This is a genomic window from Cohnella nanjingensis (genome assembly GCF_014212125.1).
In the GTDB taxonomy this organism is placed as follows: Bacteria; Bacillota; Bacilli; order Paenibacillales; family Paenibacillaceae; genus Cohnella; species Cohnella nanjingensis.
The window spans coordinates 39,072-50,745 of record NZ_JACJVP010000044.1; the positions used below are offsets into that span (position 1 = coordinate 39,072).

Consider the following 11,674-nt stretch of genomic DNA (forward strand, 5'->3'; position numbering starts at 1 on the left):
AATCGGTGGCGAAGGGCGCGGTTTCTCCCTCTCGATAAGCGTTCACGGTCAAACGATGGATGCCTTCTTCTGTAGGCTTCACTCTCCACGTTGTCGTGGCATTCGTTCCCGCGGCGATCTTGTCGATCACATGAACGGCGTCGTTATCGACAAGACTTAATCCGGAACCCGGAATCAGTTTAAGCGTAATATTGGCAAGCTCGCTACCCGGATTATTCAAATAAGCGGTCAAATTCGCGGGTGCGGCGGACCATTCCGGATAGAACAAACGTTGTTTGCCCATTAGCGCCAAGGTTGGTTGGAATACGGCTTCGTTTACATTGAATCCGCCGACCGGATAGGGAGTGTTGGAAGGCGCGTTAGGTTCCTGCGGCGACGGTGTGACGTAGCCGAGTTGGCCATTGTAGTTGTTTCCCCAGGTCCATAAGGTACCGTCGTCTTGAATGGCCATCGAATGATACCATCCGGTTCCAAAAGCAACGAAATTACCGCGCAGGCCAAGCTTTGTTGCCGTTAAACGGTTTCGAAACTGGTCGTCTCCGTCTCCGAGTTGGCCATTATCGTTTCTTCCCCACGCCCATACCGTCCCATCGTCTAACTGAGCGATCGAATGTTCTCCCCCCGCTGCCGCGATAGCGACGACGCTTGCAAGTTCTTGGCCGGGGCTGAGACTGTCCAGCACTTTCACCGGAGAGATGCGGGTTGTCGTGGTTCCGTCTCCGAGCTGGCCATTGCTGTTGTTTCCCCACGCCCATATCGTTCCATCGCTTTTCAGGGCTATGGTATGAATGGCTCCTAAGGCAATAGCCTCCACATCGCTCACATTCGGCACCTGTTGGGGGGTATAGTTAGGCGTATACTTGTACGCGTTCGTGTCATATCCGAGTTGGGCATATCGATTGGACCCCCACGTCCATACCGTTCCATCGCTTTTCAGTGCAGCCGTATACCCGGAGGTGTCACCTACTCCGAATCCAGCTGCAATGGCTTTTACTTTAAATCCATCATCCGTCGGGATACCGACATTTTGAGGTTTGGGATTGTACGACACGGTACCCCCGCCGGTTAAGACAGATGAATATCCGAGTTCTCCGCTGTTGTTGTTCCCCCACGTCCAAACCGTCCCATCGCGCTTCAGGGCAACCGTATGAAATGATCCAGCGGCAATGGCGGCAACTTCGCTCATCTCGTTCACTTGCACAGGGACAGAACTTGCCGTATTGGCTCCGTTTCCGAGTTCTCCGTGCTGATTGCTTCCCCAAGCCCATACTGTTCCATCGCTTTTCAGGGCAACGGTATGACTCCACCCTGCCGCAATGGCGACGATACCGCACAAAGCTTGCACTTTTACGGGGAAGGCACGGTCAACCCTTGAACCTTCTCCGAGTTGGCCGGCATAGTTGCTCCCCAACGCCCACACGGTTCCGTCGCTTTTCAAAACAACGGTGTGGCTACCTCCGCCGGCGACCATCGGCTTGGTGGTAAAATGAGGAGCGCAGCCGGCATCCGGAACTTCGGCATGGGCAAAGTTCGGATACGATGGCAAGACCAATGAAAACAAGACAACGAGCAGTACCAATGCTTTGATCCGGTTCGGAACAAAACGATTCATCACTACCCCTCCAACGATTCTATTCGTATCTTACATATCGCGCGGAACACCCGCTGCGGCAATGCGGAGGTGCCTGACGAATATCTAATCTAATATGACTGACGGGATGATCTTCTCCGCTTCCTCGATCTCGCCGAGCGGGATCGTATAAACGAAGTAGCGATCCCACGGATAAACCGCCATCGGCTCATCGCAAGACCTCCTTCGGAAAGATTTTAGAGCTGGGAGCGCTTCAAAAGCGTTCCTCTGTCCGTTTTCCGTTTTGAAATGCTTTTGAAGCGCTCTTTCCCTTAAGCTCCTTATGACGCCGATATTCAAGCCGGAAAAACCGTTGCTTTACGTTTTGAAGTTCAGCTACGTCACGTGGCGACGATACCGGCTTCATCGGGCAAATCCGACGGGTTGCAACCTCCGCCATATTCCGATCCCCATTAAACGCCATAACGCCCTCGACCGTTCCGGCATCGGCCGGGGCGATCGAGGGCGTTATGGGTTCGTACAGACGCTCTTCGGACCGGCCGCTGGCGGCATCGACCGGCGGAATACGGAACCGGCCAGGCTCCGCCAGTTCAACCGTTCTCGATGGCGGATTGGATCCACGGTATCGGACGTAGCCCGCCATCTCCGCCTGTCTGCCATTCCCTCAGCGTCTCCGCGATAAACAACGGAACGCCTCCGGTTTCCAGGAATAGGTTGGACGAGTAACGGTTGGCCAGAACGTCGCCGATGGTTGCGGCCATCAGCCGTTTCGTTTCTTCTTCGCTGAACGGAGCAAGTTCGATTTCGGTGAGCTTCCGATCGGTCCGCAGTCCGGCGAAGAATTGCCGAACGGCTTTGCCCGGATACGCATCGGTTCTCATCGTCGCGATCACCAGCACTCTGGAGCCGGAATGGCTGCGCTGAAGGAAAGACAGCAGCTTCAGCGTCTCGCATCGCTCCACTGGATGTCGTCCAAGACAAGCAGCAGCGGCTCTTTGACGAGCAGCATCAATTCGATCGCTTCGTACCACCGATTCAGCTGCCATTTTTCCCGAACGGGGTTCGGCTTTGGCAGATCGGGATATAATTCCATAAATTCCGGCAGCAATCGGGACAGCTCCGACTTCGCTTCGATGCACAGCGGCGGTATGGGTACGCTTCTGAGCCAAGCGGTGACAGGCGTGTACGACAGCGATTTCACCGACGCGAGGCAAGCGGCATACGCAGTTTGAATCCCTTGATTTTCCACCCATTCCATGAAAGCCAAGGACAGTCTCGTTTTGCCGATTCCCGCCGTTCCCTTCAGGACCAGCAGGGAAGGTTGGCCGGCCGACGCTTGCTTCCAGGCCTCCAACATACATTCCCATTCGCCGATTCTTCCAATCAGAGGCGTCTTGTCAAGCGGGACTGCCGGCGGTTCGCCGCCGTTTCGGGTCAGTTTTTCCAGCAGCCGTTCGGTTTCCGCCGATGGACCGATTCCCAGTTCGTCATTCAATACGTCCTGAAGCTGCGCGTACGTCTGCATGACGCCAGCCCGATCATGGATCAAAGCATGCAGCCGCATCGCGGTTCGGTACGTTTCTTCTCGCAACGGATTTCGGATCAACAGCTTGTTCGCGAATGACAGAGCCGAAGCATATTCCCTTCTGCTTTCCAATAACGCGACGAGCTTTTCGAGCACGTTCACGATCGTTTGCGCCAGCAGCTCCCGCTTCGTTTCGAGCCATTCCTCGTAAAACCCGGGCAGAAGCTCGCCCCTGTACAGCTCTTCCGCATGGCGCAATTCGCTTATCGTATGTCCTTGCGCCGCCTTTTCGAACTCGGCCACGTCCGATTGGCAAGGCGCATCCTGATTCCACTGGAGATAAGACGGAGTAATGCTGACGTATCGGTCGATTTGCGGCAAGCTTTCCCGAATGCGGTGAAGAAGTTTCCGCAAATTCGACATGGCCTGCTTCTCGGTGGAATCCGGCCAGAAATCGAACGCCAGCTGTTTCCTGCTCCGCGGCATGTCATAAGCAAGCACCAAATAAGCCAGCAGCAGCCTGGCTTTGCCGCCGGGAACGGCCGAGGTCACGTCTTCGCCGCCGAGGGAAATTTTCAAACTGCCCAGCATTTGAAACCCGCAAACCGCCAAACCGATCCACTCCTTTCGAAAATCGGATTCTTTGCCAATTTAATTCTATTCTTGTATGCGAAATCCTTTCTCCGGGAACCGGACTTTGGCGAAAAAAACATGAAACGATTCGCTAAACCGAGTAAAAATGGCTTTTGCCGTCCTCATAAGAAGGCGACGCGTTTTTATGGGAGACGGTTCAGAGGAAGGCTAAGTGATATTTATCCTTGGTCCGTCAAAAAAAAAAAAAAAAAAACAGCGGTTCGACATCGCGTCGGGACCGCCGTTCTTCCTTCAGGGCAGGACGGATTTAAGCCAAGCCCCATCATTCTTCCGCGAATGGATCGGGCCCGACGCGCCTAGAGCGGCGCGGCGTCTCCGACCTCGGCGGAGTAGACGGTCCGCCAACCGCCGCCCGGCAGCTCGACGCGCAAGCCTCCCGAAGCGTCCAGCTCGCGGGGGATGCCGTCGAACGGTCCCTGCGCCGTATGAAGCGTTACGGTCTTGTTCAGCGTGACGGCGTTCGCTTCCCATAGCGTGCGGATCGGCTCGAAGCCTTGCTCCTTGTAGACGGCGTACAGCCGCTCGAACTCCAGCAGCACTTCGCCGATTAACGCTGCGCGGTCGAATGCGCGTCCCGCAGCCATCTTCAGGGAGACGGCGCGGGCGCGCAGCTCCTCCGAATAATCCGCCTCGTCGAGGTTCACGGCGATACCGAGCCCGACGACCACGTAGCGAATCCGCTCGTCCTCGGCCGCGGACTCCAGCAGGATGCCGCTGATCTTGCGCCCCTCGACCAATAGATCGTTCGGCCATTTGATGCCGATCGCAAGCCCCGTGACCCGGGTCAGCGCCCGGCACAGCGCAACGGCGGACATCAGCGTGAGCTGCGGCGCCAAGGGCAGCGGCACGTCCGGTCTCAGGAGCAGGCTCATATACACGCCCTTGCCGGGCGGCGAGAGCCAGCTGCGTCCCATTCGGCCGCGCCCCTTCTCCTGCTGCTCGGCGATGACGAGCGTCCCTTCCGGGGCGCCCTCCTCCGCCAACTGCCGAATTTCGTTCTGCGTCGACGCGACGACTGCCTTCAGAAGCAAGTGCCGCCCTAGCACGCGTGTCTGCAGCTTGGCCCGCAGCTCCGGCTCCGTCAGACGCGATGGGCGCTCCTTCAACCGGTATCCGAGCCGCGGCACCGCTTCGATCACATAGCCTTCCGCCTCCAGCTTGCGCACTTGCTTCCAGATGGCCGTCCGGCTGACGCCGAGCTGCCGGCTGATCTCTTCGCCGGATACGTACGCATCCGGCTGGGCTTCCAACAGCGTTAACAAGGTTGGTTGATTCATAGAGACCGTCACCGTTCCTTTCGAAGATGAGACGCAAAGGCCGCGAGCAGCACGGTCTTCTCGTTGGCCGCGCGGCCGAGGGCGACCTCCTCCAGCAGCAGCCGAAGATGGCGCGCCACCCAAGGGCCCGCGGGAAGCCCGGCATGGCGAACGAGCTCGTCGCCCCTCACCGCCAGCTCCGACGCGGCGGCGGCGGGCATCTCCCGCAGCCATCGCGAAGCTTCGCGGTAAGGGCCGTCCGGGCCGCCCAGCGCAATCGCGGACGGGGCCGCCTCCGCCAAGCGCAGCCAATCCCGGGCGGCCTCCCGCCCGAAGTCCAGCACCGCGCGGATCCAGCCTTCGCGCGCCTCGCCTGCGATGGCGCCGGCTCCCTCGGCTATCGCCTTGCGACGCCCGAATGGGCCGCCCGGAATCGCGCCCGACAAGCGCTCGTGCAGCCTCGCGACGGACGCGATCCGCTCCGCGCGGCGGCCGGCGTAGCGCAGGACGCGCAGCGTTGCGAGGACGTCCGCCGCCGTGGCGCCGCAGCCGACGAACAAGGCCGCCCAGCGCAGATCGCCGCCGATCGGCTCGCCCTGGGCGTTCATGGCAGCCGCCATTTCGCCGGCCGCCGCCCGCAACCCGGCGACCACCGCGGGCGGCAGCGGTTCGGCCGTCCGATCGGCGAGCCCGCTCTCGGACAAGAGCGTCAAGGCGCGGGCGGGATCCGCGCCTCCGATCATCTTGTCCAGCTCGGCGCCGACCCGCTCCATGGCGACGAGCCGAAGCTTGTCCCGCCTGGCGAGCAGGCCGTCCCAAGTCGACTCGTCGATGCGGTAGCCGAGCTCGGCCGCGAACCGGATTCCCCGCAGCATGCGCAGCGCGTCCTCCCCGAACCGCTCGGCCGCATGTCCGACGGCGCGCAGGACCCGGTCCCGCATATCCGCTTGACCGCCGAAGGGATCGACCAGCGCGCCGTCCGCGTCCATCGCCATCGCGTTAACCGTGAAGTCGCGCCGGGCCAGATCCTCCCGCACGTCCCGCACGAACGCGACGGCGTCCGGATGCCTCGCATCCGAATAGCCGGACTCCTGGCGGAAGGTCGTCACTTCGAAGCCGAAGCCCGCTTCCCGCACGGTGACGGTCCCGTGCTTCAGCCCGGTCGGCAGCACGTCCGCGAACAGCGACATGACCGCCGTCGGCTCGGCCGCCGTGGCAATGTCGATATCGCCGCCCCGCCGGCCCAACAACCTGTCCCGCACGCAGCCGCCGACCAGATAGGCCGGATGCCCGGCCTCCGTCAGCCGCCGCAGCACGTCCAGGCCGGCCGACCAAGCCGCTTCTTCCTTTTCCTCCATCGCGAGCCCCCTCCCTCCTTCGGCGGACGGGAGGCGCCTCCCGTCAATCGCAAGCCGGCACGGCGATCCTCGCCGGGATGCCGAGCACGTTGTAGTAGATCTGCTCGTACTTCGCCGTGATCAGATCGTTGCAGAACTCCGTGCGCGCCCGGTGCAGGCAGGCTTCGCGGAACCGGGTGTACATCGCCTCGTCGCTCAACAGGCGGATGGCATTCTCCGCCATCTCTTCCGTATCGCCGATCTTCGACAAAAACCCGGTCTCCCCGCTCTTCACGAGCTCCGGGATGCCGCCCGCGACCGACCCGATCGTCGGCACGCCGCAGGCCATCGCTTCCAGCGCGACGAGGCCGAAGCTCTCCTTCTCCGAAGGCAGCAGCATGAGATCCGCGAGCGACAGCACTTCCGCGACGTCGTCCTGCTTGCCCAGATAATGCACCCGGTGGCTCAGTCCCATGGCGTCGATCTTCGCCTGAATCTTCGGCAGATCGGGCCCTTCTCCGACAAGCAGCAGCCTCGTCGGGATTTGCGCCTGCACTTTCGCGAAAATATCGACCACATCGCACGTGCGCTTAACCGGACGGAAGTTCGAGATGTGCATCAGAATCTTCTCGTGTGGTTCCGCGTAATCCGACCGCAGGTCCGCCACTTCGCGCGGGTAATAGATGCGCTTGTCTACGAAGTTGTAGGTGAGCTCGATCGGCTCCTCGATCTCGAGAAGGTCGCGGGTCTCGCGGATGAGATCGCGGCTGACCGCGGTGACGGCATCGCTGCTCTGTATGCCGAGGCGAATGATATTTTTGAGCGTCTCGTCCTGCGCGAGCACCGTGATGTCGGTGCCGTGCAAGGTCGTCACGACTTTGAGCTTGTTGCCGGACATCTGCTTCGCGAGGAGCGCGCAGATCGCATGGGGCACCGCGTAATGCACGTGCAGCAGGTCGAGCTGCTGCAGCTTGGCGACCTGATGCATCTTGCTCGCCAAGGAGAGATCGTAAGGCGGATAGCGGAAGACGTAATAGTCCGACACTTCGACCTCGTGATAGAAGATGTTGCGGTGGAACTTGCCGAGACGGAAGGGCATGCTGTGCGTGATGAAGTGAATCTCGTGTCCCTTCTCCGCCAGCAGCTTGCCCAGCTCGGTCGCGACGACGCCGGAACCGCCGAGCGAAGGGTAGCAGGTGATGCCGATCTTAAGCGGTCGAGTCATGGCTTGCGCCTCCTTCCATTCACTATATTCCCCTGATGCTTGCTTTCTTTCCTTCTCATAGCGGAAACGCCGCAACGCCGCGATTCGACGCCTTGCCGGAGCGAACGCGCTGTCGCATTGCGGCATCCCGCGACAAAAAAGGACGGAAGGACTGGCCTTCCGCCCCTTCGGCATTCAGAACCGTTCCAGCTTCACCGGTCCTTTGGGGATGAAGCCTTCCGCGTAGGCTAGCCGCTGAGGCGCGCCGAAGAGCCGATCGCGGGCGGCCACGTTCTCCAGGTAGCCTTGCGTAAGCGGCGTGCTCACCCAATCCGCCTGGTTGCCGGCGGGTTCGAACTGGGAGCGGTAGGCGCGCAGCGCCTCCATCTTCCGCTCCTGAACGTCGCTGATATCGACGACGATCTGCGGCGTATGAACGTCGTTAATGAAGTAGAAGACCAGTTGATCGACGGTCCAGGCGGGCAGTTCCGGCATATAGCGGCGCAGCTTGGCGTTGAAGACCGCTTCTTCGGCCATGCGGCTGCAGAGGACGTGGTCCGGATGGCGGTCGATCCCGTACGGCGCGAATACGATGCGCGGCCGATGGCGGCGGATCGCCTCGACCAGCTTGTCCAGCTGCCCGGGAGCCGAACCGAGTCCGCGGTCGGGCAAGCCGAGGTTCTCGCGGGCTGCGAGCCCCAGCGTCTCCGTGGCCGCCGCGGCTTCCCGCCGTCTCGTCTCCACGTCGCCGTTCGATGACATCTCCGCGTAGGTCAGGTCGATCATGCCGACGCGCTGTCCTTGGCGTACCGCCTTCACGATCGTGCCGCCCATGCCGATCTCCGCATCGTCCGGATGGGCCGCGAAGATGAGCAGGTCCAATCCGGACGTTCGTTCCGCCGTCATTCCTCGAGACCCGGCTTGTACTTGTGCACAAGCTCGCGCCAGGCAAAGTCGCCGCGTTCGAGGCATTTGACCAGCAGTTCGGCCGTCGCGACGTTCGTCGCCACCGGGATGCCTTGGACGTCGCACAGGCGCAGCAGCGCGATGATGTCCGGCTCGTGCGGTTGCGCCATGAGCGGATCCCGCAGGAAGATGATGAAGTCCATCTCGTTCTGGGCGACCATCGCGCCGATCTGCTGGTCTCCGCCTAGCGGGCCGGACATGAAGCGATGGACGTTCAGCGAGGTATTCTCCATGATGCGGGTGCCGGTCGTGCCCGTGGCGTACAGTTGATGCGGCTTGAATACATGTTCGTAAGCGATGGTGAAGTTCACCATCTCGTCTTTTTTGCGGTCGTGGGCGATTAGCGCGATGTTCAACATCGGGAGCACGCGCCTCCTCTCGGGAGCGAATGAATTAGTCCAGGAAATGCTCGAAGCCGTGTACGAGGCCGGTCACGTTCATGATCTTCTTGACGGCCGTGTTGACGCCCGGCATATAACCGGCGCGTTCGTAGGAATCATGGCGGATCTTCAGCGTCTGTCCGTGGCCGCCGAAGATGACTTCCTGCTGGGCGAATACGCCCGGAAGCCGAACGCTATGTATGCGGAATCCGTTGTAATAACCGCCGCGCGCGCCTTCGATGACTTCCTCTTCGTTCGGATTGCCTTGGCGCAGTTCTTGACGGGATTCGGCGATCCATTCCGCGGTTTTGATCGAAGTGCCCGAAGGCGCATCGAGCTTCTGATCGCCGTGGTATTCGATGATTTCCACGTGCGGCAAATATTTCGCGGCCGTTGCGGCAAACTTCATCATAAGGATCGCGCCGATCGAGAAGTTCGGCGCGATCAGACAGCCGATGCCTTGCTCTTTGCACTGCTTGTCCAGCGCTTCCATCTGCTCCGGCGTGAAGCCGGTCGTCCCGACCACCGGGCGGACGCCCAGCGCGACGGCGGTCTCGGTATTCGGCATCGCCGATTTGGGATTCGTAAAATCGACGAGCACGTCCGGCCGCGTGCGCTCGAGCGCCTCCGCCAGATGCCCGGACAAGATGACGCCGGTATCGGGTTTGCCGACCAGGCTACCGGCGTCTACGGGGCCGGTGGACCTCCCGACTGCGGCGACCAGCTGCAGCTGCGGGTCCTCCAGCACCATTTTGACAACTTCCCGTCCCATGCGCCCGGCGGCGCCGGCTACGGCGACCTTGATCGATTCAGACATGCCATCACCTGTTCCTTCTGCGTGTAGTGGTAGAGTAAGATTGCTTCCATTGCCTGCGCCGTGCCGTGCGTACCTCCTGCAGAAGCCTGCCCGCTTCCTCCAGTTGAGGATTGAGCCGCTGCGCGTTCGTCAGCGCGGTCAGCGACAGCTCGTATTCCCCGCCGAACTGATACGCGATGCCTAGCAGCAGCTGCGCTTCGCCGGCCAGCGGGTCCAGCCGGATCGCCTCTTGGAGCGCTTCGATCGCTTGCGAGGTCTTCGGCGGCGATTGCGACAGCAGCGCTTCCGCGTCCCGCATGCGCACTTTGGCTCTCAGCGTGCGCATGTGGAACGAATAGACCGGGTCCCGGGGCGAGAGCTGCAGCGCTCGGTCCGCGTAGGCGACGGCTTGCGCCAATCGGCCGTTGCGCGCTAAACTAATGGAGCCCTTGTAATAGTAAGAGGCATTGTCCGGATCGGCTTCGATCGCCCGCTGGAACCAGCTTGCCGCGGATTCGAAATCCCCTTGCAAGATGGCTTCATAGGCGAGCTGGAGACACGATTCCCCATCCATGCGACCACCCTCCTTCGTTCAGGGGATGGTACAGCATATGAATTTACGCGTCGTCGGTGTGCTTCTTTGTCCAACGATCCGCGTCGCGAGTGTTGAATTTTTGCATCACCCGGTTGTGCGCTTCGGTCAGATCGATCCCTTGCGCGTTCGCGAAGCACAGGACGATGAACAGCACGTCCCCGAGCTCCATCTCGATCGAATTCTCGGCTTCGTCCTTCTTCTTCGGCTTCTCGCCGAAGCGGTGATTCACTTCGCGCGCCAGCTCGCCTACCTCTTCCGTCATTCGGGCGAGCATCGACAGCGGAGAGAAATACCCTTCCTTGAACTGTGAAATGTAAGCATCCACTTCGCGCTGGATGTCGGCTAACGTCTTCTCGGCGAGCTTGACGCCCGCGATTCCGGAGGTTCCCATGCCTGCTTCCTTTCCGATCGGTATTAACCTTATGTTAGCTTAGAACTGTGTTAAAGACAAATGCAAATTAAACGCCCGGGAGGGTCCTGGAATTGAATGCAAATCGTATCGGAGCGGCCGTGCGCGCATGGCTCGTGCTGCTGACCGGAACCGCCGTGTACGCGTTCGGCCTCGAATACTTCATCATCCCGAACCAGCTCATGGAGGGCGGCGTGACCGGCATCGGGATTCTGCTGTACTATGCGACCGGCCTGCCGACGGCCATCACGACGCTCCTCATCAACCTGCCGCTGTTCTGGGTGGGCTGGCGCAAACTTGGCTGGGGCTCCATGATTTACACGATCGGCGGCACGGTCTCCCTATCCGGCTTCCTCTGGTTCTGGCAGACCGCCGTGGATCACGACTGGATCGTCCCCTTCACCTCGCGCCAGGACTTCATCCTCGTGGTGCTGTATGCCGGCGTGACGCTCGGCGTCGGTCTCGGGCTCGTCTTCTATTCGGGCGGCACGACGGGCGGCGTCGACATCATCGCCCGCATCCTGAACCGCGGCAAGGGATTCAGCCTGGGCCAGATCATCCTGGCGATGGACGCGGTCATCCTCGTGACCTCGCTGATCTTCATCCCGAAGGAGAAAGTGCTGTATACCTTGGTGAGCGTCTTCATCGCGTCGAAGATGATCGACTTCGTCCAAGAAGGGGCGTACGCGGCCAAGGCGTTCACGATCGTCTGCCACTCGCCGGAACAGCTCGCCCAGACGATCACGCGGGAGATGGACCGCGGCGTCACGCTGATGAAAGCGGTCGGCGGCTACTCCGGCGAGCAGCGGATGGTCGTTTACTGCGTCGTCAGCCGGTTCGAGATCCGCAAATTAAAAAGCCTGGTCCGCCAACATGACAGACAGGCTTTTATCGTGATCAGCGACGTGCACGACGTGCTCGGCGAAGGCTTCCGCGAGGAATAAACGCGGGCGCCGACTCG

The 11,674-nt window shown here is 60.7% G+C and carries 11 protein-coding genes and 1 pseudogene; 1 reads left to right on the top strand and 11 read right to left on the bottom strand.

Annotated elements, in window-relative coordinates:
• Positions 1-334: 334 nt before the first annotated feature.
• From H7C19_RS35790 to H7C19_RS25855, 11 genes and pseudogenes are all read right to left on the bottom strand, one after another.
• Positions 335-1,612: pseudogene (locus tag H7C19_RS35790) on the bottom strand (RCC1 domain-containing protein); the annotation flags it as partial.
• A gap of 569 nt (positions 1,613-2,181) precedes the next feature.
• The gene (locus H7C19_RS25810) at positions 2,182-2,553 is read right to left on the bottom strand and encodes a hypothetical protein (RefSeq protein ID WP_185671966.1); all 372 of its coding nucleotides are present in this window, start codon (positions 2,551-2,553) and stop codon (positions 2,182-2,184) included.
• Positions 2,532-3,707, bottom strand: a complete 1,176-nt coding sequence (locus H7C19_RS25815) for an AfsR/SARP family transcriptional regulator (protein WP_221469482.1) — start codon at positions 3,705-3,707, stop codon at positions 2,532-2,534. Before H7C19_RS25815 ends, H7C19_RS25810 begins: the two co-directional genes overlap by 22 nt.
• Before the next feature lie 359 nt (positions 3,708-4,066).
• The gene (locus H7C19_RS25820) at positions 4,067-5,047 is read right to left on the bottom strand and encodes a biotin--[acetyl-CoA-carboxylase] ligase (protein ID WP_185671968.1); all 981 of its coding nucleotides are present in this window, start codon (positions 5,045-5,047) and stop codon (positions 4,067-4,069) included.
• Positions 5,048-5,055: 8 nt separating this feature from the next.
• Positions 5,056-6,384: a tRNA nucleotidyltransferase/poly(A) polymerase-related protein gene (locus H7C19_RS25825; RefSeq protein ID WP_185671969.1), complete on the bottom strand. Its 1,329-nt coding sequence runs from the start codon at positions 6,382-6,384 to the stop codon at positions 5,056-5,058.
• Positions 6,385-6,427: 43 nt separating this feature from the next.
• The gene (gene bshA / locus H7C19_RS25830; RefSeq protein WP_185671970.1) at positions 6,428-7,588 is read right to left on the bottom strand and encodes an N-acetyl-alpha-D-glucosaminyl L-malate synthase BshA; all 1,161 of its coding nucleotides are present in this window, start codon (positions 7,586-7,588) and stop codon (positions 6,428-6,430) included.
• Between the two features lie 174 nt (positions 7,589-7,762).
• Complete coding sequence (gene bshB1 / locus H7C19_RS25835) at positions 7,763-8,473, bottom strand: bacillithiol biosynthesis deacetylase BshB1 (RefSeq protein WP_185671971.1); 711 nt, start codon at positions 8,471-8,473, stop codon at positions 7,763-7,765.
• Entirely contained in the window at positions 8,470-8,892 is a 423-nt protein-coding gene (locus H7C19_RS25840; protein ID WP_185671972.1) for a methylglyoxal synthase, read from the bottom strand. Before H7C19_RS25840 ends, bshB1 begins: the two co-directional genes overlap by 4 nt.
• A 34-nt stretch (positions 8,893-8,926) precedes the next feature.
• The gene (gene dapB / locus H7C19_RS25845; protein WP_185671973.1) at positions 8,927-9,730 is read right to left on the bottom strand and encodes a 4-hydroxy-tetrahydrodipicolinate reductase; all 804 of its coding nucleotides are present in this window, start codon (positions 9,728-9,730) and stop codon (positions 8,927-8,929) included.
• 4 nt (positions 9,731-9,734) lie between these two features.
• Positions 9,735-10,283, bottom strand: coding sequence for a tetratricopeptide repeat protein (locus tag H7C19_RS25850; RefSeq protein WP_185671974.1), 549 nt, complete (start codon positions 10,281-10,283; stop codon positions 9,735-9,737).
• A gap of 43 nt (positions 10,284-10,326) precedes the next feature.
• The gene (locus H7C19_RS25855; protein WP_185671975.1) at positions 10,327-10,695 is read right to left on the bottom strand and encodes a nucleotide pyrophosphohydrolase; all 369 of its coding nucleotides are present in this window, start codon (positions 10,693-10,695) and stop codon (positions 10,327-10,329) included.
• Between the two features lie 92 nt (positions 10,696-10,787).
• On the opposite strand from H7C19_RS25855, the gene H7C19_RS25860 reads away from it, so the two are divergent.
• On the top strand, positions 10,788-11,657 hold the full coding sequence (locus H7C19_RS25860; protein WP_185671976.1) for a YitT family protein: 870 nt from the start codon (positions 10,788-10,790) through the stop codon (positions 11,655-11,657).
• Positions 11,658-11,674 lie beyond the last annotated feature (17 nt).

Coding starts and splice junctions, on each gene's coding strand:
- bshB1 (WP_185671971.1), bottom strand. CDS start 8,473: ATGACGGCGGAACGAACGTCCGGATTGGACCTGCTCATCTTCGCGGCC.
- H7C19_RS25815 (WP_221469482.1), bottom strand. CDS start 3,707: ATGCTGGGCAGTTTGAAAATTTCCCTCGGCGGCGAAGACGTGACCTCG.
- H7C19_RS25850 (WP_185671974.1), bottom strand. CDS start 10,283: ATGGATGGGGAATCGTGTCTCCAGCTCGCCTATGAAGCCATCTTGCAA.
- H7C19_RS25855 (WP_185671975.1), bottom strand. CDS start 10,695: ATGGGAACCTCCGGAATCGCGGGCGTCAAGCTCGCCGAGAAGACGTTA.
- dapB (WP_185671973.1), bottom strand. CDS start 9,730: ATGTCTGAATCGATCAAGGTCGCCGTAGCCGGCGCCGCCGGGCGCATG.
- H7C19_RS25840 (WP_185671972.1), bottom strand. CDS start 8,892: ATGTTGAACATCGCGCTAATCGCCCACGACCGCAAAAAAGACGAGATG.
- H7C19_RS25825 (WP_185671969.1), bottom strand. CDS start 6,384: ATGGAGGAAAAGGAAGAAGCGGCTTGGTCGGCCGGCCTGGACGTGCTG.
- H7C19_RS25820 (WP_185671968.1), bottom strand. CDS start 5,047: ATGAATCAACCAACCTTGTTAACGCTGTTGGAAGCCCAGCCGGATGCG.
- bshA (WP_185671970.1), bottom strand. CDS start 7,588: ATGACTCGACCGCTTAAGATCGGCATCACCTGCTACCCTTCGCTCGGC.